This window comes from Methylovorus sp. SPW-M1 (genome assembly GCF_053848825.1).
In genome coordinates this window covers 2,557,738-2,581,643 of the sequence record NZ_CM132626.1, presented here as the reverse complement: position 1 = coordinate 2,581,643, position 23,906 = coordinate 2,557,738, and the positions used below count along the sequence as shown (strand labels likewise).

General features: G+C 54.6%; 17 protein-coding genes and 1 riboswitch. Of the genes, 7 read left to right on the top strand and 10 right to left on the bottom strand.

Features of this window, described 5'->3' with window-relative positions; translation table 11 throughout:
- Positions 1–141: 141 nt before the first annotated feature.
- From ACWWD9_RS12185 to ACWWD9_RS12165, 5 genes are all read right to left on the bottom strand, one after another.
- Positions 142–519, bottom strand: a complete 378-nt coding sequence (locus ACWWD9_RS12185) for an HD-GYP domain-containing protein (protein WP_455867168.1) — start codon at positions 517–519, stop codon at positions 142–144.
- On the bottom strand, positions 497–625 hold the full coding sequence (locus ACWWD9_RS12180; RefSeq protein WP_455868165.1) for a hypothetical protein: 129 nt from the start codon (positions 623–625) through the stop codon (positions 497–499). Before ACWWD9_RS12180 ends, ACWWD9_RS12185 begins: the two co-directional genes overlap by 23 nt.
- 532 nt (positions 626–1,157) lie before the next feature.
- A complete protein-coding gene (locus tag ACWWD9_RS12175; protein ID WP_455867167.1) occupies positions 1,158–1,643 on the bottom strand; it encodes a hypothetical protein in 486 nt (161 codons plus the stop codon).
- Between the two features lie 404 nt (positions 1,644–2,047).
- A complete protein-coding gene (locus ACWWD9_RS12170) occupies positions 2,048–3,472 on the bottom strand; it encodes a DUF6056 family protein (RefSeq protein ID WP_455867166.1) in 1,425 nt (474 codons plus the stop codon).
- 539 nt (positions 3,473–4,011) lie between these two features.
- Positions 4,012–5,433: a putative bifunctional diguanylate cyclase/phosphodiesterase gene (locus ACWWD9_RS12165; protein WP_455867165.1), complete on the bottom strand. Its 1,422-nt coding sequence runs from the start codon at positions 5,431–5,433 to the stop codon at positions 4,012–4,014.
- A 262-nt stretch (positions 5,434–5,695) separates the two neighbouring features.
- Positions 5,696–5,780, bottom strand: a riboswitch (cyclic di-GMP riboswitch).
- Between the two features lie 346 nt (positions 5,781–6,126).
- On the opposite strand from ACWWD9_RS12165, the gene ACWWD9_RS12160 reads away from it, so the two are divergent.
- The 3 genes from ACWWD9_RS12160 (at position 6,127) to ACWWD9_RS12150 (ending at position 9,994) form a co-directional block, all read left to right on the top strand.
- On the top strand, positions 6,127–6,837 hold the full coding sequence (locus ACWWD9_RS12160) for a hypothetical protein (protein ID WP_455867164.1): 711 nt from the start codon (positions 6,127–6,129) through the stop codon (positions 6,835–6,837).
- 224 nt (positions 6,838–7,061) lie between these two features.
- A complete protein-coding gene (locus tag ACWWD9_RS12155; protein WP_455867163.1) occupies positions 7,062–7,553 on the top strand; it encodes an aminoacyl-tRNA deacylase in 492 nt (163 codons plus the stop codon).
- A 206-nt stretch (positions 7,554–7,759) separates the two neighbouring features.
- Entirely contained in the window at positions 7,760–9,994 is a 2,235-nt protein-coding gene (locus ACWWD9_RS12150; protein ID WP_455867162.1) for an ATP-dependent DNA helicase, read from the top strand.
- A gap of 58 nt (positions 9,995–10,052) precedes the next feature.
- Here the strand turns inward: ACWWD9_RS12150 and ACWWD9_RS12145 are convergent, their stop codons facing one another.
- Entirely contained in the window at positions 10,053–11,177 is a 1,125-nt protein-coding gene (locus tag ACWWD9_RS12145; RefSeq protein ID WP_455867161.1) for a DNA topoisomerase IB, read from the bottom strand.
- Between the two features lie 220 nt (positions 11,178–11,397).
- Between ACWWD9_RS12145 and ACWWD9_RS12140 the strand changes: the two genes are divergently transcribed.
- On the top strand, positions 11,398–11,724 hold the full coding sequence (locus ACWWD9_RS12140) for a hypothetical protein (RefSeq protein ID WP_148211135.1): 327 nt from the start codon (positions 11,398–11,400) through the stop codon (positions 11,722–11,724).
- Here ACWWD9_RS12140 and ACWWD9_RS12135 read toward each other — a convergent pair whose 3' ends face one another.
- Positions 11,725–13,140 (bottom strand): aminotransferase-like domain-containing protein, encoded by a 1,416-nt coding sequence (locus ACWWD9_RS12135; RefSeq protein ID WP_455867160.1) that lies wholly within the window; start codon positions 13,138–13,140, stop codon positions 11,725–11,727.
- A gap of 127 nt (positions 13,141–13,267) precedes the next feature.
- Between ACWWD9_RS12135 and ccoG the strand changes: the two genes are divergently transcribed.
- The 3 genes from ccoG to ACWWD9_RS12120 all read left to right on the top strand — a co-directional run bounded on the left by ccoG (position 13,268) and on the right by ACWWD9_RS12120 (position 16,597).
- Positions 13,268–14,707: a cytochrome c oxidase accessory protein CcoG gene (gene ccoG / locus ACWWD9_RS12130; protein ID WP_455867159.1), complete on the top strand. Its 1,440-nt coding sequence runs from the start codon at positions 13,268–13,270 to the stop codon at positions 14,705–14,707.
- A gap of 244 nt (positions 14,708–14,951) precedes the next feature.
- The gene (locus tag ACWWD9_RS12125) at positions 14,952–16,172 is read left to right on the top strand and encodes a DUF6402 family protein (RefSeq protein ID WP_455867158.1); all 1,221 of its coding nucleotides are present in this window, start codon (positions 14,952–14,954) and stop codon (positions 16,170–16,172) included.
- Positions 16,169–16,597 carry a hypothetical protein gene (locus ACWWD9_RS12120; RefSeq protein ID WP_455867157.1) on the top strand — a complete coding sequence of 143 codons (429 nt, stop codon included), beginning with the start codon at positions 16,169–16,171 and terminating at the stop codon, positions 16,595–16,597. The genes ACWWD9_RS12125 and ACWWD9_RS12120 overlap by 4 nt, the downstream gene beginning before the upstream one ends.
- A gap of 5 nt (positions 16,598–16,602) precedes the next feature.
- Here the strand turns inward: ACWWD9_RS12120 and ACWWD9_RS12115 are convergent, their stop codons facing one another.
- From ACWWD9_RS12115 to ACWWD9_RS12105, 3 genes are all read right to left on the bottom strand, one after another.
- Complete coding sequence (locus ACWWD9_RS12115) at positions 16,603–18,819, bottom strand: EAL domain-containing response regulator (RefSeq protein WP_013441237.1); 2,217 nt, start codon at positions 18,817–18,819, stop codon at positions 16,603–16,605.
- A 9-nt stretch (positions 18,820–18,828) separates the two neighbouring features.
- Complete coding sequence (locus ACWWD9_RS12110; protein ID WP_455867156.1) at positions 18,829–21,033, bottom strand: HDOD domain-containing protein; 2,205 nt, start codon at positions 21,031–21,033, stop codon at positions 18,829–18,831.
- A 397-nt stretch (positions 21,034–21,430) separates the two neighbouring features.
- Positions 21,431–23,842 carry a TonB-dependent siderophore receptor gene (locus ACWWD9_RS12105; RefSeq protein WP_455867155.1) on the bottom strand — a complete coding sequence of 804 codons (2,412 nt, stop codon included), beginning with the start codon at positions 23,840–23,842 and terminating at the stop codon, positions 21,431–21,433.
- Positions 23,843–23,906: the final 64 nt, after the last annotated feature.

Sequence of the window (23,906 nt, the reverse complement as noted above, 5' to 3'; positions counted from 1 at the left end):
ACACGCCAAAGTGCCTTTCTATCATATGGTCGGTGGCGGACTGGCCTTGCTAGGGGTGATGCTCCCGCAGATTTTTCGTAATAAAAAGGGACAAGAGCCTAAATGAATCTGCTACCGAGGGAGAGGCTCCATTTAGCATAGTTACGCTACGCGAAATTCGCTATGGGCGATCACCCTCTCGAAACGGCGAAGTATATAAGGATCAAGTTTAGAGCCCTTCTCACCATCCAAGATGGCCATAACAGCCTCATGAGTGCGCGGAGCATGATAGGGGCGAGTTGTTGTCATCGCATCATAGCAGTCGATGATGGTGATAATGCGAGCGGCGACCGGAATATCCTCTCCTGACAAGCCGTCCGGATAACCCTTTCCATCAAAACCTTCATGATGGTGGCGAATGATGAATGCTGCTTCAGGGGCAGCCTCATGGGGCATCGCAGCGCAAATCTCCTGCCCAAGCACAGCGTGGCTTTTCATCACCTCCCATTCGTCAGGCTCAAAGCGGGAAGGCTTTAGCAAAACTCTGTCCGGGATGCCAATTTTGCCAATATCGTGAAGGGCCGTTTTCGCCAGTGAGATCTTCGGGCCTCTGATATTTTGAGAACACCCCGTCGACGATTTCCATGGGTATTGCTTTAGTTGAGTCGGTCATTTTTACTCCTAACTTAGGTAGCGGCAGGTCCCTGCCAAAATGACCGTTTACACAAAAATATTTACACCTCTTTGATAAGCCAAAAATAAAATCGAGGGTCTATAAAGAGTTGTCACCGTTTCTCAGCCGACTATAAAAGTGACAATTGATGGGATGGCTATTCTTTCAAGTGTCTGAGGTTAAATTAACCTGAAAAAACGCAATGCATTTCAGCATACTCGACCCGGCCGTTTTTTTCTGATTCTGGATTTAGCAATAACTTCTCAATCTGGCGAGGTTCATTGATTTGCAGGAGAGAATCTCCCGATCTAAGGAAAAATCTTAAATTAAGCAAGAAATAGACAAAGTCTGGACTTAAATTGCGGATAACCTCAAGATTGAGGTTGCTAGATATTTGTAAGTATATGGTTTAATTGGTAGTTAAATCTGTACTTAAGATGCAAACGACAGGCGCGGTGTCGCAATCGGGTGTTGCAGCCACGACCGGCGATTGTGAGCGGCATGTTTATAGCCTCCGTTTTTCCAGGTGACATTGATATGAATCGCCGCCATGCATTGTGATGAAGTAGCTAACAGCCACACCAGACAAACGGTTGATCTTCACCCGTTGCATCGGTGCCCATTTGCTATCGCGAGACCATTCAATGGTGTACTCAATGAGATCAGCATTGAGTACAGGCTTTACCACTCGAAAAGACGTTGAATCTCGCCCCTGTGATTCACCGTCTATGTTGACAATGACGAGGCCAGTCCAAGCGATCCGGCCACCGTTTTGCACACAGTTATGCCCAGAGTATTCCGGCCAGCTCTTTACATCGAAGCACAGCGAACCTTTGTCTGAAAGGTACGGCGCAGGCCAGATGGAAGCGATTTGATTGTCATCCTTGGAGATTGCATCGCAAACAATGCGGGATTGTGCATGTGCATGGCACGTAACGAGCCCGAGTGCAAAAGCAACTAAGCAAGCAAACTTCATTTGTTTCTTTCGCATGAAAGGCCTAACAGTAATTATAGAGACAGAGCGCTAGTGTTCTACTGATAGTAGACTAAAGAATCAAACTTTCAACTTCGTACTGGGTTAAATCTCAAGTTGAATTGCAAAGAACCTGCTAAATCTCAACTTGTGTTGCAAATAGATTGGAAAGGCGGTATGCAAGACTTCTTATAAGTATTTGATTTACATTGATTCTGAATCTAGAGTTAAATTGCAAACGACATTTTGGAATGCCGGTGGATTCGTAAGCGTTTGCTGTGCAGGTGCAGCCTCTGAGGATAGGGGAGCAGCCAGGTCTACAGACCTCCTGTTTTAGGTCTGCAGTTCCATATGCATCGCCACTGACACATGATACGGAATGTCAGTGGTGATGGCTCAACTGCATGCTACTGGCTGGTGCCTTATTGTGGTTTGGTCACGACTTCGCGCAATTGAAAATAATCAGAAAAGCAGCGATTTTCCCAATGGGTAGGATCCGCCGTGATATCGCTGAAAAAGGTAATAGGCAGCAAGTGGCGAGAATAGGCTGATACCTGCAGCTTGCCATCGGTTGATGCCTTGGCCGTGGCAAATCGCTGCTGCATGAAAGAGTGCAAATCCTGACTGGCTTGTACCTGCACGATGACTTCTCTCCATGACTTGTGGGGGTAAGTGATGAAGGTAGCCAGCAAGCCAATCATCAACACGGTTATGGCGGCGATGCCATAGGTTCTTTGCCAGGACAATCCAGGTTGATCAGATTGTGCGAGGTAATTCAGGTAAGTAAACCTGGCGATAAAGAATGCCATGACGATAATCAGCATGAAATCCTGTGTTTTGGTCCGGCTGGGGCCAAGGTCGCCCATGATGTATGCCCGCGCAAAAATACCGGCCCACAGGGCTGCGAACAGGGCGATGGCAATGGTGATGGTGTCAGGACGCGAAATCCTGTTCAGTGGGTTTTTGAACGGAAACAGCTCCATGAATATACGCCACAGGACGACCAGCGCCAGAAATGCGAAAAGGTAACGCCGTATGATCAACTCAAGCGCCAACCAGGCAGCTTGAACGATGCTGGTCTTGTCCGGCATCAGCGCGGCGCGCAAAAAGTTGCCTGGGGCGAGGCCTGCGATCAGTCCGCCGATAATGGCGGCCAGTAACACCCAGCCCAGACGTTTGTCATGTTCGCGCAGGTAATAGGCCAGGGCGAGGGACGCGAGGAATGCAATATTGGCCAGCATGGCGCCTTCGTTGCAACCTGCAAGCAGAAGGGCCCCGCAACTCATCAGGCCCACTCTGGCCGGGGTAAGTGCGGCCTGAGTGGTGTAAACCTTCACCGTCTCGGTAATCAGCAGCAGGAAAAGGCCGCAGGCAACGCCATAGGTTGCGCCACCAGATAGCCAGAATAAAGACTGCCTGAGCTGAAAGAACGCCATTAGGAGCACAAAAAAGCCCAGCACCATAAAAAAACGCGACTGGGCAAACGCCCTCACAAAATGAATGGTCGCGATGAGGTTCAGCAGCAGGATGAAGAAGGGAACCGTGTAATAGTGCTGTAACAACAAATGTGCAGAGCCAGCAAATCCCGAAATAAGAAATGTGCTGAGATAGCGCCCACTCCAGTGGTGGTAGATGTCAATGACATTGCCAACGAGGCCATGTACATGCTCGCCATATCCATAACAAAAATCATCGACCGATGGCACGGCATTCAATGCGTTAAACACCAGCCACAATAGAAAGACAATGGCTGTTAATACCCAGCTGATACGTACCGCGCTCAACACCCGGGTCGCCGTGGTGTCGGCGTGCAGGTTCGCTGGTTGATAGGTGGTGGTGGGCGTCATGCTGCGGCCGCCTCTGTTGCACCATGATTCGATGCCAGACTGGCCTCGCAGCTTGTATGGTAGTTAAGACAAGTGACGGATGAAACTGGACGAGTTTCAAGTCGAATATGCCCATGCGTCTGCGCACGGACGTGGATACTGATAAATGCAATCACTGCATTCCCCTGAAAATAAAGTATTAAGTGGTCGAGCTGGTGTTTTATGGCGCCTCTCTATCGGAGGCTGCATCTGCTTCAGGCTGGTCAGCGAGGCGTGCTTAATATCAGCAACGTTTAAACTGGCCATGCCTGCTACAGTGGAGGCGTAGCTTAAATCAATTGCCCTAACAATTGTTAAGCTATGTAAATTTTTTGTGATGTGGTCATGCCAAGGCTTGCCTGAAATGGATTGCATGCAGGTGCCAATCGTTGCTGCGTTCCATATGCGATCACGAAGTGATCAAACCAAAGCTGAGGATCGGTGCTGAGGAGAGAGAGACGGATTCTCTGAACGCTACCTGGAAAATAAATCCAGGCAGCGTTTTATCCGCCTCCGCTGTTCTATAGAAGACTTAATTGCGCTTTCAGCTGAATATTGGCGTGTGAAAGGTGGAATGTAGGCAGGAATTGCTCAAATGCCTCGATCGGAAGGGGCTTGCTGAAGAGATATCCCTGATATTTCATGCAGCCTTTGTTGAGAAGGTAGTTCAGTTGCTCGATGGTTTCCACGCCTTCGGCAATCAGCATCATGTTGAGGTTTTTGCTGAGCACGACCAGAGTTTCCACAATCGCCTTGTCGCTCTCGTTGGTCAACAGATCGCGCACAAAGGATTGGTCTATTTTTAGCTGTTCAAATGGCAGGTGCTTCAGGTAGTTGAGTGAGGAGTAGCCAGTGCCAAAGTCATCCAGTGACCAGCTGATGCCGAAGGCACGCAGGGCTTTCATCTTCTGGATGGTGGTGTCGACATCCTTCGCCAGCATGCTTTCGGTGAGTTCGAGTTTTAGCTGCGCTGGCGTGGCGCCGCTGCGCATCACGATCTCGATGACTTCCTGCACGAAGTCGGGCTGCCTGAGCTGCGATGCGCTGACATTCACCGAGATGCTGAGATGCGCCATGTTGGGGTCTTTAGACCACTTGACCAGTTGGGCGCACGCTTCTTTCAGCACCCATGTGCCAATGGGCTGGATCAGGCCGGTTTCTTCGGCTGCGGCGATAAAGACGCCCGGGGGAATCATCCCGCGCACGGGATGTTGCCAGCGTAGCAGGGCTTCCGCCCCGAAAATATTGCCTACGGCATCCACCTGCGGCTGATAATGCAGGCGGAACTGGCCTTGCGCCAGGGCCGCACGCATATCGGCATACAGCGAATGACGCGTGGAAATGTCGGTTTGCATGACAATCAGCGCCACACCCAGAATTGCGAGTGCAGCCAGGTTGTTAATCCATGCTCCCAGCAGGCGAATCTCCTGATCGGCGATCAGCTCGGGTTTTACGATGCCGATGTGAGAGCTCGCAAAAATCAGGCAGCACGCCAGCAAGGTAAATGGCAGCACCAGACGCAGATAGAGATTTTCCTTGCGAAATATCAGGGAGGCGCCCGCCGCCACCGGCAGAAAATACATATGAACCGAGCGGGGGACATCCTGCGTTGGCACATCCAGCCAGCAGATCACGCAAAGCATTACCAGCAACCCATGCGCCATGCTGATCGCCACCAAGCGCTCGCGCCCGGCGTTGATGAGAATGAGGGTGTAGATCCCCAAGGCAATCAGAATGGTATGGGACGCCATCAACACCCATTTGCCATGACACAGATAATAGGCGCCCCACATGCCGCAGAGCATGATCAGCGACCATCCGCCAATCGCCAGCAACATTCTTACCCGCAGGTTGTGCGGTTCCTGTGCATAGGGTGGAAGCTCATGTCGCAATAACTTGAACAAGAACCGTAATGGCATCGGCAGGCTATTCAGATGGGGCATGGCACATTGCCCCTGGCGAACAATGCGGTCGCGATGGCATCCGCCTCCATCAGAAAAGCCGCCATGCAATCTGCAGCGGGTCGAGGTCTCATTGCCAGTCTGGTAATCACTTACTACTTTCCGTTGAATTTATCTCCAGCCACGCCACGCAGGGCGATAGCCGCCTGACAGCCAAGCCTCAGCTCACGCTGGGCTCACATGTCTGATGCGGGTGATACATCATGGAAATTGTAAAACGCCGAATACATTCACCCTTGCGGTAAACGGCAGTCCCGCTACCGTAGGCATATGCCCTTAGGTCGGAAACTTTGCGTCCCTGCCTTTCAGCAGGTTTGCCTTTCAATAACGGCGGTCAGTTCATCAAACTTTGCCGGGTATGTCAACTCTGCATCCTGCAATTTCACCCAGTATCACTCTGGAAATAACGCTTGAGATGAATTTTTCAGAGTTATTTGATATCCGCATGACTTCCTTAAGCTGCCTCTAGTAATTATCAAAAATGGATGTTTCCCCATTGTTAGTGATTTTGCGCACATGACAATGGTTGATTGTGGCATATATTTTTTGCCCATTCTTATACGGAGTGCCCGTGTAAATCTCGGAGATAGAGATACTTTTAATCAATATCTCCAATTTTATGTTGGCACTTAATTTAATCAGCCCTTCATTTAATTAGCCCTTCTTGGCTAGTTTATGTTTCCAATTCCTTACTTAAATTTAAAGATAAATATGAAAATAAATGGTTTGTGTGTAAGTGTTGTCGCGTTGGTGCTTTTTGGATGTGCATCAACCCCAAAAATTTCTGAATCGGATATAAAAACATTACTTCAAGGACCTGTTCAGATAAATATACCTGCACCAATTGCACTTTCAGAGCGTACCAAAGCACGTGCGATAGGCAATTTTGTGGCGTCGTCGGTAGCGGGGAGCGTTGCAGGAAGTACTGGAAACGCAAAGACCTTAGGGCAGATGCAAGCTAATCAGCAAATTGGGAGTCAGTTTGGTACCCAGCTTAATCAGGCTTTACCAAAAGGGGTTTCAGTTACAAAAGGCGGTGGTGTTAATACTTTGCTAGCCAATAAGTTGAAAGATGAGTTCGCAGAAAAAGCTTCAGCAAATCCTGATCTTGAGATCCAGCTCAACGTTAATACCAGACAATGGGAGTTGGAATATGTAGGCCTTCTAAGTAGTGACTACAAGCTTAACTATAATTTGGAGGTCAATCTTGTTCGAGTGCAAGGTGGGAAGTCATCTGTTCTAAAATCATGGGCATGCATGGGTAGCGCTCCAGAGTTAAAAACTTATGAGGCGTGGATTAAAGATGATTATGTTGCTGTCAACAACCAGGCAGTAAAAGTTTCTGAGAAATGCATCTCCGAATTCAAAAAATCAGGGTTGTTATAGGTGGAACTATTTTCACTATTTAGATAAATGGGTTACGGTATTTTATGTGAGTAATGATGGCTTCCAAATGAGGGTTAATGGTAGCCAATATCTCAAAGGTACCAGCATCGCCTGCAAAAGTTAATTGTTGGGTAAGCAGCTTTACAAACGATAAAATGGACTCTATAACGAAGTGTATATTTTCAATGGTGTAGCAGCCATTTATCGAAAAGGACATCCGCCCTATGACAATCCAATCCAACGTCACCACCCTGCTCGAAAGCAAGTGCATCGCTTTCAAGATCATCGAAATTCCGCTTAGCGAAGACAAAAAGCCTATCCGCAGTCTTGAGGAGTTGCTCTCTGCGCAGGGCTTGGACCCGCAGTCGGTGGTGCGTAGTGTGGTGTTCAAGGGCGAGCAGAGCGGGTTTTGCCTGCTGGCGGTGGCTGGTGGTGGTCGTGCGGATTGGGCCTTGTTGCGTAACTTTCTTGGGGAGCGCAAGTGCCGCATGGCGGAGTATGCCGAGGTACCGGAGGCGACCGGGTATGTGGTCGGTGCGGTGCCGCCGATTGCCTTGCCCGAGGGCTTGCGGGTGCTGGTGGATAACAGTGTGTCTGCGTATGAGACGGTGGTGATCGGCAGTGGCGTGCTGGGTTATGCACTGGCCTTGAAGTCGGCGGATTTGCTGAGTCTGTTGCAAGACAAGCCGCAGGGTAGCTTCGTCAAGGTCGAGTAGTTTATCGGGGTGGTATCGCGGGCACGCCTCGTTCGCTTCGCGATACAATAAGGCCTCACGCCAGTGAGGTGGAAAATCATGATCCCCTCTCGTCTGGCCATCCACATTGCCTGACTCCACAAGGATGCAACATTAAGCTCGCTCCCAGCCTGGTCGTTTCCGAAAATCCCGCGGATCCGTTCCGGTACATTATTTCTGTGCGTGCCATGTGCGATCTGGTTGCCCGCCGCGGTGATCTGGATCAGCGCTTTACGCCTGCGCCCACGGCGCTGGAGGGGATGATGGGGCATACCTCGGTCACGTCCAACCGCAATGCGAGCTACGAGACCGAGATTGCGCTCACCGGCGAGTACCAGAATATTTTTGTGCGGGGCCGGGCCGATGGTTATGACCCGGAGTTGAACCAGCTGGAGGAGATCAAGACCTTCAAGGGCCTGCTGGAGCGCATGCCGGAAAACCATCGCTTCCTGCATTGGGCTCAGGCCAAGGTATATGCCGCGCTGCTGTCGCAGGAGCGCGAGCTGCGCGAGATCAATACCGCGCTGGTGTATTACAACGTATCGAGCAAGACGGAAGAGCCGCTAAGCGAGCTTTATACGGCGGAGGCGCTGGCGGCGTATTTCAACGCTCAGTGCGCCCAGCTGCGCACCTGGGCGGACCGCGAGGTGGCGCATCGTTTGCGCCGCAACTTGCAGCTCACGGCCTTGCAGTTTCCGCATCCCACTTTTCGTACCGGGCAGCGCGTGCTGTCGGAATCGGTATACAAAACGGCGAGCCTGGGCAAATGCCTCATGGCGCAGGCCACCACCGGCATCGGCAAAACACTGGGCACGCTTTTCCCGCTGCTGAAAGCCATGCCGGAAAAGAAGCTGGACAAGATTTTCTTTCTTACCGCGAAAACCTCCGGACGCAAACTGGCGCTCGATGCCATTCATGTGATTCATGCGGCCAACCCGGACCTGAGCTTGCGCACGCTGGAACTGGTGGCGCGCGAAAAAGCCTGCGAACATCCCGACAAAAGCTGCCATGGGGATTCCTGCCCGCTGGCCAAGGGTTTTTACGATCGCTTGCCGCAAGCGCGCATACAGGCGCTTGAGCGCGGCATGATGGACCGCGAGGCACTGGCGGCGGTGGCGCGGCAACATCAGATCTGCCCCTATTACCTGGCGCAGGATCTGGTGAGCTGGAGTGATGTGGTGGTGGGCGATTACAACTACTACTTTGATCTTTATGCCGTGCTGTATGCGGGCACGGTGATGAATGAATGGCGCGTGAGCATCCTGGTGGATGAGGCGCACAACATGATAGAGCGCGGCCGCAAGATGTATAGCGCCGAGCTGGATCAGCAGGCGTTTGAAGCCATGCGGCAGGAAGCCCCCAAGTCGCTGAAAACGCCGCTGGAAAAACTCAGTCAGGCCTGGAGCAGCATGGTGCAGCCGCAGGTGGCACCGTATGAAGTCTATCCGGCGATTGAGGAAGACTTTGAGCTTTCGCTGCAGCGGGTGGTCACGCGCATTACCGATTATCTGGCGCTGCACCCGACCGATAATGCCGCCAGCCTGCTGAATTTCTATTTTGATGCGCTGCAGTTTGTCACGCTGGCCGATGCCTTTGGCCCGCATTCCATGTTCGATATCACGCTGAAAGAGGGCCGCGCTAATCTGTTGCAGGCAAACACGGTGCTGTGCATACGCAATATCGTGCCCGCGCCATTTCTCAAGACGCGCTTTGACGCTGCGCAATCGGCCACGCTGTTTTCCGCCACGCTCAGCCCTTCGCATTTTTACAGTGACATGCTGGGCCTGCCGGATAAAACGCCGTTTATCGATGTGCCATCGCCATTCAGCCCGGAGCAGCTGGACGTGCGGCTGGTGACGCATATTTCCACGCGCTATCTGCGGCGGCGCCACTCGGTGATGCCGATAGCTCAGCTCATGGCCAAACAATACAAAGCCCGGCCGGGCAACTATCTGCTGTTCGTCAGCAGCTTTGATTATCTGCAGCAGGTATACGAGCTATTTACCGAGCGTTATCCCGATATTCCGGTGCGGCAGCAATCGCGCATGATGACGGAGCAGGACAGGGAAGCCTTCATCAATCGCTTTACCGAAACCTCGGAAGGCATTGCGTTTGCGGTGCTGGGCGGTGCATTCGGCGAGGGCATTGATTTGCCGGGCGATCGGCTGGTGGGTGCCTTTGTCGCCACCATAGGCTTGCCGCAGATCAACGAGGTAAACGAGCAGATGCGTGAACGCATGGAAGAGATATTTGGCGCAGGTTATGAGTACACCTATCTCTACCCCGGCCTGCAAAAAGTGGTACAGGCGGCGGGCCGCGTGATCCGCACGCGCGAGGACACAGGGGCCATCTACCTGATTGATGACCGCTATTCGCAGGCCGAGGTGCGCGCCCTGCTGCCTACGTGGTGGGATATCCGTTAAGGCTTTCGGCCCGGGTTACCTGGTGTTGAAGCAGCCCGATCCAGCCACTCAACCCTCGTCAGGCCGCTTCGCTTTTTCGTGCATCGACTATCTGCCGTTGCAGCAAATGCAGCACGTGCCGCTCAATGGCATCCATCGCCCAGGGGGCATCCTTATCCGTGGTTTCCTGCTCCACGGCTTCCAGTAATTTCCCCGCCATATAGGTTTCGATAATCAGCGGGTGCACATAACACTTGCGGCAGATGGTAGGGGTATTGCCCAGCTTGCGGGCGGCTTCGGTGATGGCCTGCACCACATTCTTTTTGGCCTGGGTCTGGTTTTCAAAGGCATCCAGCGTGGTGAGCGATTGAAAGGTATGCAAGGTGCCAGACCAGGTTCTGAAATCCTTGGCGGTATAGTCGCGACCGGTGATGCTTTTGAGATAGGCATTCACGTCCGATGAACTCACCGCATGGCGTTCACCGGCGTCATCCACATACTGAAACAGCGCCTGCCCGGGCAGGTCTTTCATCTTGCGCACCAGTCTGGCGAGCCTGGCGTTTTGCAATTCGATGGCATGTTCCACCCGGCTTTTGCCACGGAAGTGAAAGGCGATACGGCCGCCTTGTACATCCACATGGCGGTTGCGCAGGGTGGTGAGGCCAAAGGAGCGATTGGTCCGAGCGTATTCATCATTGCCGACCCGTATCATGGTTTTTTCCAGCAGGGCGATGACCAGCGCCAGCACTTTCTCCCGGCACAACCCTGGCCTGGCAAGGTCGGCATCTACCTGTTCGCGTATCAGCGGCAGATGCAGGGCGAAGTCCAGCATGTGCGCGTATTTGGCTTCATCGCGGATGGCGCGCCACTCCTTGTGGTAGCGGTACTGCTTGCGGCCCTTGGCGTCTATCCCCGTAGCCTGAATATGCCCATTGGCATACGGACATATCCACACGTCTTGCCAGGCGGGCGGAATGGCAAGCGCCCGGATGCGCGCCAGATGCGTTTTGTCATGCAAGGGGTGGCCTTGCCGATCCACATAACGAAAGCCCTTGGCCGTGCGCTTACGGGCAAAGCCGGGCGTGCCGTCATTCACATAACGCAGCCGCGCAGCTTCGGCAGAGAGCGCCATGTCGCCATGCAATTCGGCGCCAAGGGCGTCGTTGAGCTGTACCGTACATTCATCAAGCGGGGTATCGGGCATTGCATGCTTTCAACGGAGGGGTGTGTACTTGATGACCCGCCCAGGCGGCGAAAAGTGCCATAAGAAAAGCCGGGCCCTTGCATACAGCGGGCCGGGATAATGCATGAGAGCTGAGCGAGGCGAGGGTATCTGCTCCGGTTTTTTTTGCAGGAACTGCATCTGTTGGGGTTAGGCCCCCTGTTTTATGATGTGCCTTTCGTTGATAGCGGCTGGGGCAGACATGCAGATTGTGGCAGTAACCAAAAAAGATCAGGACTTGCTGTTTGCCTCGGGCAATACCTTGCGTATTTCGGTGGAGCGCATGTTTGAGGTTGGTATTTACGAGGGTGTTGCCGAGGTGGCACGTATTCGCTTTGAGGCTTTGTCGTCGCTGAATAACCTGGAATTGCCCCCCCTGTACCGATTATCCGCCGCGTCGGTGACGGCCGCCATGCCGCGCGAGCAGCTGGCCGATGCCGGTCGCGCCGCTATTGCCTTGTTTCAGTATTACACCAATGGCAGCGTGCGCGTGCCGGATGACATGCAGGCAACGCTGGCACTGACCTGATTAGCGGATATGCTCGGGAATCAGTCTGGCCAGCGTGTGCAGGGCCTGCTCGATTTCGCTGGTCCATTCATGGCCGTAATTCAGCCGTATATATTCTGAAAACTGCCGCTGCGCCGAGAACATGGGGCCTGGGGCAATGCTGATACCCAACTCCAGACAGTGCTGATGCAGCGAGAGCGCATCGGTACCTTCCGGCAGTTTCAGCCACAGAAAATAACCACCCGCCGGACGCGTGAGCTGCGTGCCAGCAGGGAAGACCTGCTCAATGGTTTCAATAAAGCGAATCTGCTGCATCAGCAGGGTGTGCCGCAAGGCACGCAGGTGCCGGTCATAGCCGCCCATGGCCAGATAGGCTGCCAGCGTTTGCTGCACCGGTGCCGGTGCAGCGAGCGTGGTGGTGAGCTTGATGCGCTCTATGGTTTTGGCAAAGCGGCCTGCCGCTACCCAGCCCACGCGGTAGCCCGGCGCCAGACATTTGGAAAACGACGAGCAATGCATGACCAGCCCCTCGGTATCAAATGCCTTGGCCGGCTTGGGGCGCTGCTGCCCAAAGTACAGTTCGCCATACACATCGTCTTCTATCAGCGGCACCTGGTAGCGCTGCAGCAAGGCTACCAGAGCCTGCTTTTTATCTTCCGGCATCAAGCTGCCCAGCGGATTCTGAAAATTGGTCATCAGCCAGCAGGCTGCCGGTTTGTGCTGCTCCAGCGCCGCCGCCATGGCATCCAGATTGACGCCGGTTTTGGGGTGGCTGGGGATTTCAATGGCATTCAGTCCGTTACGCTCAATTGCCTGCAACGCGGCATAAAAGGTCGGGCACTCAATCAGGATGCTATCGCCGGGTTTGGAGACCGCGGCCAGGCAGAGATTCAGCGCTTCCAGCGCGCCGTTAGTAATCACGATGTCATCGGTGGGTACGCTGAAACCATCGATCATGTAACGCACGGCAATCTGGCGGCGCAGGTTCTCATCGCCCGGGCTCAAGTCGCGCACCGAGCTCCACGGGTCCATGTGCTGGGCGATGGAGGCCATGGTGCGGCCCAGTTTTTTCAGCGGAAACAGCAAAGGGCTGGGAAAGGCAGACCCCAGTGGCACCACCGTGCGATTGCGGGTGGCGCCCAGAATATCAAACACCAGCTCGCTCACATCCACCGGCGTCAGATAAGGATGCGCCACCGGGTGCGCGGCCAGCTCCGGCAGGCTGGAACTGCCGCCGCTGACGTAATAGCCAGAGCGCTCTTTTACCGTAATCAGGCCGCGCGCTTCCAGCAGGTAATACGCTTCAAACACGGTAGACGCATTCACCGCATGGCTGGCGCTGGCCTGCCGCACCGAAGGCAGTTTATCGCCCTTGCGCAGCACACCAGTGCGTATGGATTCGGCAATCTCTTCCGCCAGTTTCTCGTATTTTTTCATGGCTGGGCTCTGCAGCTGATCATGCAGCCAGTATAAATCTGATATGGTTTTTTATGTAGTTTCTGCATCTGTTTTATCTTGCTGGCGAGTTTTAACATGGCACACACTCAAATGAATGGAGCCAGCCATGCAAGCGGTTATTGCCGGTGCTGCCAAGCCCGCCAGAAAAGTCATTCCCATCGTGCCGTATGCGGTCAAGGGCAAATATCGCAATCTCAAGACCGGGATTCTGCTCCTGGCCTACACGGTTTATTTTGGCCTGCCCTGGCTCACCTGGCATGGCGCGGCGCGCAGCGGTCAGCCCTTGCTGTTTGACCTCGCCAATTCCCGCTTCTTTTTGTTTGATATCGTGATCTTTCCGCAGGACCTGATGGTGCTGATGGCGATCATGGTCATGGCGGCCACCATGCTGTTTGTGTCGGCGGCGCTGTATGGCCGTGTGTTCTGCGGGTTTTTCTGTTTCCAGACCCTGTGGACCGATGCCTTCCGCATGATAGAAGGCTGGGTGCAGGGCGAAGCACAAGCCCGCATCCGCTTGATGAAGCAGCCATGGGGCCTGGAGAAAATTGCCAAGCTGGGGCTTACCCACGCGCTCTGGCTTGTCCTGGCGCTGGCAACCGCCGTGACCTTTACCCTGTATTTTGCTGATGCCCGCCAGCTGATATCCGCCATCTGGGAGGGCCATGCGCCCATGGCGGCCTATACCGCCATCGCCACCATCACCGCCACTACCTATGTCGCCGCCGGCTTTGCCCGCGAGAACATCTGCCGCGTGGCTTGCCCCTATGGCAAATTCCAGAGCGCCATGCAGGATCCACTGACCAAAACCGTGGTTTACGATGCTGCCCGGGGTGAACGCACCCAAGGCCGCCAGCCGCCTGCCAAAGCGCTCAAGGAGCCGGGCTCTCGCCAGCAGCAAGGCGTGGGCGACTGTATTGATTGCGGCTATTGCGTCAATGTCTGCCCCACCGGTGTGGATATCCGCAAAGGCTTTCAGATTGACTGCATTGCCTGTGGCTTGTGTATTGATGCCTGCAATACCATCATGAAATCCATACAGCTGCCGACCGGCCTGATTGATTTTCGCCAGGCCGCGGCCGTCGAGCCTGCGGCCAAATCTGCCACCATCAGCTTTGCCAGCCGCCTCAAGCAATATGGCTATCTGGGGCTGATGGCATTGGCGATTGTCTTCTTTGCCTACAAGATCCAGCACCTGGAGCCCTTTGTCGCCAATATCCAGCAGGACCAGCCGCTGGTGACCCGCATGTCTAATGGCGATCTCAAAAGCCGCTACATCGTGCGCCTCACCAATAAAGAAGCCCAGGCGCAGACCTATGTACTCACCCTGCAAGGCTTGCCGCCCGATGCTTCCCCTGCGCGGCATGTGATGCATGTGCCATCCGGCAAGACCTACGCCAGCACGTTCAGCATTGTGGTGTCACCGCAGGTAGCGCAGACCCTGCAAGGCTTCACCGCCGTGATTACACCCATGGAAGCGCATGACCGCGCCGAGCCTGAACAAGCGCAGGAATTCAGTCTGGCGTATTCGTCGGGCCAAGCTCACTGAGTGACTCGCATTTCTGCACGGGCGGCTATCACTATCCAATAATCCGGTGACGGCTTTTCTTGAGCCGAGTTTTTTCCTTGCATAGCATCCCTGGGTATTTAAACCATTTGTTTAATCTACCCAGGGGTAAACCATGTCATTGTTTGAGCAGCTTGCAGATAGGGTGTCACAGTACCAGCAGCAACTTAAAAAAGGGCGGTACCCCTTTCTTGCCACTGAAACATCGGGCTTAAGCCGAGCCTGGGTGTTAAAACAACATGCCGATGGCTGCCGCCCGGTCAAGGCCCAGGCCAGCATTGCCATGGATAAATCGCCACCGCCGCTGGAGGATGAGCCACCAGAGCCCGCACCCAGCCGCACATCCGCGCCCCCTGGCACAGGCAACACGCCACCCGCCACCGCGCAAAAGTCCCGTTCATCGCAAGTGGACGACGACGACGACGATGAAGAAGACTGCCCGCCACCGTTCGACATGCTCGATCTGCCAAAAGGCATGGAGGGCATGGGCTTCAAATACGCCGCCTATTGCGCCCGGCGCTGGTTCAATGGCCGTGCCCACGTTATCCCCGATAAATCCGACACCATGTTTGATGAAGCGTTTGTGGATACCGACAGCCTCAAACTAAGCTGGGTGCTGGGCTTTGGCGATGTGCGCAAGCATTACGACTGGCTGCTGGACAGTGAGCTGAAGTCCACGGCGCATGAAAATATTTACAACAATGCAGCCCGAGAGATATTGGCTGGCAAGCTGCGGCAATTTATGGCGCGCTACGATTACCAGTACACCGGCACTCTGGATACGCTGGCAAACTGTGGCCATGACAAGCAGCTTTTGCACAAGCGCTTCCAGTTTCAATTTGCCGATGTCCCCATGCTTGATGTGGTGGCCAATCTCAAAACCGCTTATCAGGGCGTGGGCATGAACGACCTCGCCGCCGCCATTGGCAATTTCAGCCTGTATGCCGCCATTGCCAGTGCTGAAATCAGGGTGGCCCGTTACAACCGTTATGATCCTGCCCCATGGCGACATTGCCTGCATACCACCGTTACCATCACCCATGTTTATGTTTATTTAAGAGACTACTATTCCTTTAATGACGATGAGAATGGTGGTTCTCAATACTTGGGACACTGGAATCGCCGGGGTGTCATTATCGCCCTGGATGCAGCGATAGCAGAAATGATTTCCAAGAAGCTATCTCCATCGGCGCAGCTTGAACTCGGCAACGATGCCCGCTACTACTTGCCCTCCATTCCGGACCACCTCGACAAGCCAGTGGACATCAAAAGCCAATTGCGCAAAGGGGAGGTGTTTTACCCGGTGCGCAACCGCGATTTCCGTCAATGGCGTGAGCTAAAAAATCGAGGAGGTGACTTTGTGATCTACTCGGATTTCCAGCGCATCAAGCTGCCCAAGCCCATTGTGGTTGATCTGGGTGAAATTTGCTGGGAGTACAAGCGATGATGATCATCAAACGTTTACTTCGAATGCTGCTTATTCTGACGGCTATTTCCTATTTTTTTTGGCTAAGCTTTATGCGTGCTGATCCCTTTTATTATCAGAAGTGCGATCTTTACACGGAGGAAATGAATGGTGGCGTTAAGACTTTTCAGGGTCGTCAATACAACATCAAGCTCTGCGGGTTACGTGGGAGAATTGATCCCAGTAATGTCCAGGACGACGAAATCCTTCTCAGAGTTTACTCCATGCAGGGCGAACTACTGGCCGAGCGCTACTTCGAGTTTTACTGGGGGCTGAGGGAGCTGAGGTATGGCAAGGACTACCTGATGTATGCGGATGGTGATGGGGAGGGCTATGCGACCAAAATGACCATGCCACCCACCCGGTTGGACTGGATACGTGCCAGATTGCCGAGGCTGTGGCCGTGACTTTCCTACAACAACGGCAACATCTGTGGCGGGGCAGGGACATCCTGAAATAACAGGGAGGGATTGTGCAGTACCTGCGTCATTTCCTTGGCGGGCAGGGGTTTGCTGAACAGGAAGCCTTGCATCTTGGTGCAGCCCAGGGATTGCAGGGTGTGCATTTGCGGGATGGTTTCCACGCCTTCGGCGATGAGGTCGAGCTTGAAGCCGTTGGCGATGCCGGCAATCGCCGAGATGATGGAGGCATTTTCGCTGGTGCTGCTGATGTCGCTGACAAAGGATTTGTCGATCTTGACGCTGTGGATGGGGAAGCGACGCAGGTATGCCAGCGAGGAGTAGCAGGTGCCAAAGTCGTCCAGGGCGATCTTGATGCCGTGGCTGCCCAGCTCTTTCAGCTTGCTGATGGAGCTTTCCACATCGCGCATCAGCAGGTTTTCGGTAATCTCGATTTCAAACAGGTCTTCGCTCAGCTGGTGGTGGCGTATCGGCGTCAAAATGCGGCTGACAAAGGCATCTTCTTCCACCAGTTGCGGTGAGATGTTGATCGCCAGGCTGAAATTGTTGAGCCCGGCATCCTGCCATTGCCGCATCTGCACGCAGGCTTCTTCCAGCAGCATTTCACCAAGGGCGTGGATAAGGCCGGTTTCTTCTGCCAGCGGGATAAATTCCAGCGGCGAGACCAGGCCCAGCTCGGGGTGATGCCAGCGCGCCAGGGCTTCGAGGCCGATGACGCAATGACCATCCAGATGAATCTTGGGCTGGTAATACAGCACGATCTGACGTTTTTCGATGGCGCGCCGCAGCTCGTTTTCCAGCGACAGCTTTTTGTGGAACATGCTGTTCATGCTTGGATCGTAATACTGGAAGCCATTCTTGCCGCGCCATTTGACGTGGTACATGGCAATGTCGGCGCGCTTGATCAGGTTTTCGATGGAGTCACCATGGTCCGGGTAAATGGCGATGCCGATACTGGATGAAATGAAGATTTCGCGATCATCCAGCATGAAGGGGCGCTTTAGCTCATCAAAAATCTTCTGAGCGATGACAGTCGCATCGTCGGGCTGATTCAGCTCGTGCAACAGCATGGTGAATTCATCGCCGCCCATGCGCGCCAGCGTATCCTGCTCGCGCATGCAGTTGCGCAGGCGTGCCGCCACTTGCTTCAGGAGCTCATCACCATACAGGTGGCCCAGCGTATCGTTCACCCATTTGAAGCGGTCCAGATCCAGGAACATGATCGCCAGCTTGTGCTTGTTGCGCTTGGCGTGATGGATGGCGACCGTCAGACGGTCCTTGAACAGCATGCGGTTGGGCAGGTCGGTCAACGTATCGTGGTAGGCCTGGTGGGTGATGGCCTGCTCGGCTTTTTTGCGCTCGGTAATGTCGCGCGCCACGCCATAGGTGCCGTTGAATGGTGTGCCATGTTCCGGGTGCGTACCATAAATGCCCATGGCATTGATGACCACCGTGATGTAGTTCTGCTCGGGTTGGCGTCGTTCGCTGCGCCGCTCCTGGCAGCGCAGGCGCAGCTCCACGTTCTTGGCAGCGCGGTTGCCGGTGCGGCGCTCGTTGAAGGCGTGGTGCGCGCGCTCGTAATCCTCTTCGTGGATCAGCAGCGTGTAATGCTTGCCCAGCATGGTCTCGCGCGAATAGCCCAGCAGGGTTTCCACGCGATTGTTGATGAAGGTGAAGTTGCCGTTGTCATCCAGCGTGTAGATGATGTCGGGCGAGCTGTCGATCAGATACTGGTACAGCGTTTCTGATTCTTCCAGCCGGGCGTGGATGGATTTGTTCTGCAGCTCGAGCCGGGAGTGTTCCAGCGCGTTTTCGATGGTGCGCAGCAGCTCTTCCGGCTGGTAGGGTTTGCGCAAAAAGTCATATGCGCCGTGGCGCATGGCGTCAATCGCGGCATTCAGGGTTTTGGTGCCGCTGATGACGACCACGGGAATGCGTTGCTTGCCCTTGGGCAGTTGCATCAGCACCTCATGCCCGGTCATGCCCGGCATGGAAAGGTCCAGCAGCATCAGGTCAAAACGTTGCTCGGCAACGAGATCAAGCGCGGCAAATCCAGAGTTGCACACGTGGGCGACATAGCCATGAATTTCGACCAGGTATTTCAGGCTTTCCGCCAGCCGCACATTGTCATCGACAATAAGCAGCCGCGCCAGCGGCGCTGTTTCGGCAACCGGCTTGGGTGAGGCGTTGATGGGGTAGATGCTCGACATGGTGCCCTTTTATTCCATTAATGCCAGATCGCTGGCTTCGGATTGCAGAGGCAGGCGCACGTCAAAGCTGGTGCCCTGGGGGGATGTTCGGCAGGCCATGCTGCCATGCAGGGATTTGATAATGTCGTTGCTGATGGTGAGCCCGATGCCGCCGTGGTTCCCGCCCTTGGTGCTGGTTTGCGGGCTGAACAGGCGTGCCATCACCTCATCCGGGATGCCGTGGCCGGTATCGCTGACCTGAATCAGCAGCATGGGTTCTTCGCCAGCGCGGTTTTCCACATGGGTGGCAATGGTCAGCGTGCCGCCATTCGGCATGGCTTCGGCGGCATTGCGGATCAGATTGACCAGCACTTGCCGCAACTGATACGGAATGGTGGTGACCTCGGGCAGGTTCGGCAGCAGCGCTTCCACTACATCCACACCGGCGGGTTCCAGGTAAGTCTGGCGATGCAGGGTAATCAGGTCCAGCACCATCTGGTTGATATCCACACTGGCGGCGCTGTAGCTCTGGCCATTGGAATACAGCTCGCCGATCATGACGCCGATGCGGTCGATCTCTTCATTGACGATGCTGATGTCATCGCTTTGCATGCCGTTTTTCAGCATGCGCTGCTCTAAAATCGCGAGGTAGTTTTTAACCGTGGTGAGCGGGTTGCTGGTCTCATGTACAAACCGTCGCAAGCGTTCTTTTTGCGCTTCGCCTGCCAGCATGTCATCGGCCGGTTGTCCGCTGGCGGCCAGGCGGCTGGCGGCAATACGGGCAAGGGCGGTGGGGATGGACATCTGCGTGTCCAGCAGCAGAAACTCGGGCTGATCCAGCGCCAGCACCATCACGCCCATGGGCTTGCCTTTCAGCATCATGGGCACGCACAGCATGCCGGCGGCATTGCTCATGCGCATCATCTGCTTGTCTGGCAGGGTGGCCTTACTGCCACGGAAGGCCTCAAAACTATGGCGGGCTGCCTGCGCAAGCCAGGTGTCGGCAATCAGGCTGACATCCTGCTGGGTCGGCAGAATGAAATCGGCTACCCATTTCTGGTCGGCCTGCAGCGGCTTGCCGATGAGGGTGGTCTGGGTTTCATTGGGCACAAACAGCATCAGCTGCTTGCTGTGGCAAATCAGCCGCGCCAGCTTTTGCAGTTGCAGCAGCAGGGCTTCTTCATCCGGCTGCTGGCTGAGCGTGCTCTCCATGTGGTTGATCAGCGCATTGCTTGCCACGCCTTGCATCAGGCGGTCATCAATATTGGACGACGGCGCAAGCGGCGCTTGTGCGCGGTTGCCCAGCGCACCCAGCAGGGCTTCGATATCTTCGGCTTCCGGGGCGCTGTCCATGCCGAGCGCCGGTTTTTCGGCTTCCAGGTTGAGCGAGATTGCCAGCACATCAATCTGCTGATGGCTGATGCTGACAATTTCATCCAGCGCGGTTTCGCTCAGGTTGAACCAGCGCTCGGCCAGTTCGGCCAGGGCGGGTTTGTCACGGATATTCTGCTGTGCCAGCAGATTGGCCAGATAGACAATCTTGATCAGCGCTGGCGAATGTTCCAGCTGTGCCGCAGGAAGATGGTGATAGGCAATCGCATCTTCCAGGAAGGATTTTACCTGCCAGTTCTTGATGACCCAGGCGCCCAGCTCGCAATGGTCGATGCCAAAGCGCGCGGCTTCACTCTCGATGTAGTTGGGCAGGGATTCGTCGATGGCAAAAAACGCCTGGTACTGGGCATTGAATCCACTCAGCAGCCCCAGGCGGCCAATATCATGCAGCAGCCCGGAAATATAGGCTTCGTCGGTAGAAACCGCGCTGGTGCGGGCGGCCAGTGCCTTGCACAGCACGGCGGTGCGCAGCGAGTGATACCAGTAACTGGCGAGATCCTGCTGATTGCTCTTGAAGTAATCGCTCAGCATGCGCTGGAAGATAATGCTCAGGGTCAGCGTCTTGACCAGGTCCCAGCCCAAATTGGAGATGCCGCTATATACCGACAATACCTGGGTGCCGCGCTGGAAAGCCGCCGAGTTGGCTACCTGCAGGATGCGGGCACTGATCACCACATCCATTTCCATCAGGTCCGCCAGCTTGCGCATGTCGGTATCTTCATCCTGCAGCATTTCCAGAATGCGCGTCAGCACCTGCGGAATGGACGGCAACGCACTGATCGTGACGTGATTCAGCACGATCTGCGCGTGATGGTCCGGCGTATATTGAGGCGATTGCTGCATGGGTTTATGGATTCAATGTCCGCGTTTTATAAACAGGCTACAAAAGGGCGGGACGCAAGAATCGTGCTCGTAAGGCGCATGGAATATAGACCCCCCCTTAGAAAAACTCCATCAGAGTGCATTAAATTTTTTGCTAAAAACCGATATTTTTTTATAATTTTCTAACAAATTAAGGCACTTATGCCAAGTTATTAAACCACAATGTATCATTGTGCGAATAAAGAGACAATACCGTGTCTTATAGCACAATTGATTTTTATTCATTGTGTTATGAATCGGCGGCCGGGCGCTGGGGAGTACGCTGCCGAAATACCATGCCAACTGACCAGATTTCGACGCTGCAGGGCTTGAGAGCAAACTGCCCGGTATTGTGCCGGGCAGTTTGATGGGACGGGACTTAGAACTGCATCTGTGCCGAGAAGGCCAGACTGCGCGGGGTGCCAAGGTAATAGGCGTTCAGCCAGTAATCCTTGTCGAACAGGTTATTCACATTCAAGCGCAAGGTCAGCGGGCGATTGGACACCGTGGTTTGGTAACGCGCGCCAATATCGGCCGTGACATAGGATGGCAGGCGGTCCTTGTTGGCATCATCCGCATATTGCTTGCCGGTGTAGTAAACCCCGCCGGTGAGCGTCAGCCCCTCAACGCCAGGAATCTGATACTCGCTATAGACCTTGGCAAACTGCTGCGCGACATTCACCGGCACATTCCCTGCATTTTCCGATTTCTTCACCGTGGCATCCATTAGCGTCAGGCCGGTAATCAGCGTCAGCCGGTCTGTGGCTTTGCCGGTAGCACCGAGTTCTATGCCCTTGTGATTCTGGCGACCATTCTGGCGATAGGTGCTGATACCGTCTGCCACATCAATGTACTGGTATGCCTTTTCGATTTCAAAAATAGCGGATGTCAGCAATATCTTGCCCACACTGGCTTTCAGGCCGAACTCCTGCTGGCGGCTTACCATAGTCGGCATGACGGCATTGGCATTAGACACGCTCGTTGGCGCGCGACCACCAGCTTCCAGCCCTTCGATGTAGCTGAGATAAGACGTCAGCCACGGCATGGGTTTGTATATCAGGGAAACCGCAGGTGAGGTACGGCTCTTGTCGTAGGAGGAGGTCTTGCTATTTGCTTCGTCGTAGGTGAGCGACAGGATGCGGCTGCGGTTTACCCCGGCCAGCATGGACCATTGCTCGTTGAAGGTCACCAGATCGCCCAGCATCAGATTTTCATTGATATCCCGGCCTTGGGTATAGAGCGACTCGGTGTTCGCTGCAAAGGCGGGCTGCGCAACATAGGTCGGGCTGCTGATGGAGAATGGTCCCAGATAGTTGTTGGAGCCGCTGCTGTAATTCGATCCACGGTAAAGGTCGGAATTCATGTAATAACCGGTGGTGACCTTGTGCGAAATGCTGCCGGTATCAAAGCGGATATCGGCAAATGCCTGTCCGGCATTATATACATCCTCGGTATCGTCACTGGCCAGGGCGAGCTGTCGGTAAGTCGTTGCCGATAGCGGGTAGTTGTAGGTCCCCGGATTGCCTTCGCGGTTGATGTAATCTCGCATATAGGCACCACGCAGGGTGACATTGTCATTCAGCTGATAGGTGAGCTTGCCCATCAGCTTGGTGTTGTGAAACTCATCGCCGCTCCATTTCTGGCCCCAGTATTTGCTGGTGTCGGGGGCGGATGGGCGCTGGACTCCACTTCCAGCATCCACATACCAGTAGGCCGAGGTGCCGTCGATTCGGTAGTGGTTGTAAGCTGCATTCAGCTCCAGCAGCAGTTTGTCGGTGATCTGCCAGTCAATGGCACCGCTGATCAGTTCGCGCTGTATGCTCTGATGATCCACTGCCGTGCCGCCATCCTGCTTGACCACGTTTAGCCGATAGCCGGCGCGACCTTCGTCGTCAATGCGGCCGCCAAAATCGCCATGCACATAGGCCTGGCTGCCACCGTAGTTCCCTACCGTCACGCTGTTCAGCCGCTCTATGGTCGGGCGTTTGTATACGAAATTGATCATGCCGCCAGGGCTGGCTGCGCCATATAAAAAGCCGGAAAGGCCATTCAGCACTTCCACCCGCTCCTTGTCTTCCATGGTGGCAGCGTGGTTGTAGGCGCGGCGCATGCCGTCTTCGGCCGTGTTGTAACCGCCAAAGCCGCGAATATTCACATTGGGACTGAAGCCGGTGATCTGCGGCGTGGTGGTGCGGGTTGATGGATTGATCTTGTAGACATCATCTGGCGATTGCGCCTGGATATTCTGGATCAGCTCTTGCGGGATCACGCTGATCGCATAGGGCGTATCCTGCAGGCGCATGCTGCCCAGTGCGCCGACGGATGAGATGGTTTTGACCCGATAGCCATCTGCGGCCTTGCCTTCCTCCTGCAAGGCGCCATTGGATTCGTTGGCGGCTGACACGCTGACTTCAGGCAGGGTAGTGGGCTCGGCATGGCTTTGCGGTTTTTCCACATTGGCGGGATTGGGCTTGAGGGTGTAGCTGCCATTGCTGCCTTTCACCGCCTGCAATCCGCTGCCGGCGAGTAGCGCGGTCAAGGCGTCTTCTGGCTGGTATTGCCCATTGATAGGTTTGGCCTGCTTGTTGCGCACCAGATCGGCATCCACCCCGATCAGCATGCCGGTTTTGGCGGCGAGCTCGGTGAGGGCTTGCCCCAGTGGCTGGGCGGCGATCTGCAGATGGCTGGCAGTGCCGGTGTCGGCGGCGTGGGCCTGTGTCATCTGGCACAGGCACGCCACAATGGCGAGATGTAAAAGTGAGGCACGGCCCCACGCTGGAGATGTTGTCATATGGACTCCCTGAGTTTGGTCATTGGAATTGAGAAGCTCTCAACTCCAATGACCGCGCTGAGGA

Bases quoted from the DNA above. Each gene is read 5' to 3' on its own strand.
- ACWWD9_RS12165 (WP_455867165.1), bottom strand. From the start codon at position 5,433: ATGCCCCATCTGAATAGCCTGCCGATGCCATTACGGTTCTTGTTCAAG.
- ACWWD9_RS12105 (WP_455867155.1), bottom strand. From the start codon at position 23,842: ATGACAACATCTCCAGCGTGGGGCCGTGCCTCACTTTTACATCTCGCC.
- ACWWD9_RS12110 (WP_455867156.1), bottom strand. From the start codon at position 21,033: ATGCAGCAATCGCCTCAATATACGCCGGACCATCACGCGCAGATCGTG.
- ACWWD9_RS12145 (WP_455867161.1), bottom strand. From the start codon at position 11,177: ATGCCCGATACCCCGCTTGATGAATGTACGGTACAGCTCAACGACGCC.
- ACWWD9_RS12155 (WP_455867163.1), top strand. From the start codon at position 7,062: ATGACAATCCAATCCAACGTCACCACCCTGCTCGAAAGCAAGTGCATC.
- ACWWD9_RS12175 (WP_455867167.1), bottom strand. From the start codon at position 1,643: ATGCGAAAGAAACAAATGAAGTTTGCTTGCTTAGTTGCTTTTGCACTC.
- ACWWD9_RS12115 (WP_013441237.1), bottom strand. From the start codon at position 18,819: ATGTCGAGCATCTACCCCATCAACGCCTCACCCAAGCCGGTTGCCGAA.
- ACWWD9_RS12180 (WP_455868165.1), bottom strand. From the start codon at position 625: ATGGAAATCGTCGACGGGGTGTTCTCAAAATATCAGAGGCCCGAAGAT.
- ACWWD9_RS12150 (WP_455867162.1), top strand. From the start codon at position 7,760: ATGTGCGATCTGGTTGCCCGCCGCGGTGATCTGGATCAGCGCTTTACG.
- ccoG (WP_455867159.1), top strand. From the start codon at position 13,268: ATGCAAGCGGTTATTGCCGGTGCTGCCAAGCCCGCCAGAAAAGTCATT.
- ACWWD9_RS12135 (WP_455867160.1), bottom strand. From the start codon at position 13,140: ATGAAAAAATACGAGAAACTGGCGGAAGAGATTGCCGAATCCATACGC.
- ACWWD9_RS12160 (WP_455867164.1), top strand. From the start codon at position 6,127: ATGTTTCCAATTCCTTACTTAAATTTAAAGATAAATATGAAAATAAAT.
- ACWWD9_RS12170 (WP_455867166.1), bottom strand. From the start codon at position 3,472: ATGACGCCCACCACCACCTATCAACCAGCGAACCTGCACGCCGACACC.
- ACWWD9_RS12140 (WP_148211135.1), top strand. From the start codon at position 11,398: ATGCAGATTGTGGCAGTAACCAAAAAAGATCAGGACTTGCTGTTTGCC.
- ACWWD9_RS12120 (WP_455867157.1), top strand. From the start codon at position 16,169: ATGATGATCATCAAACGTTTACTTCGAATGCTGCTTATTCTGACGGCT.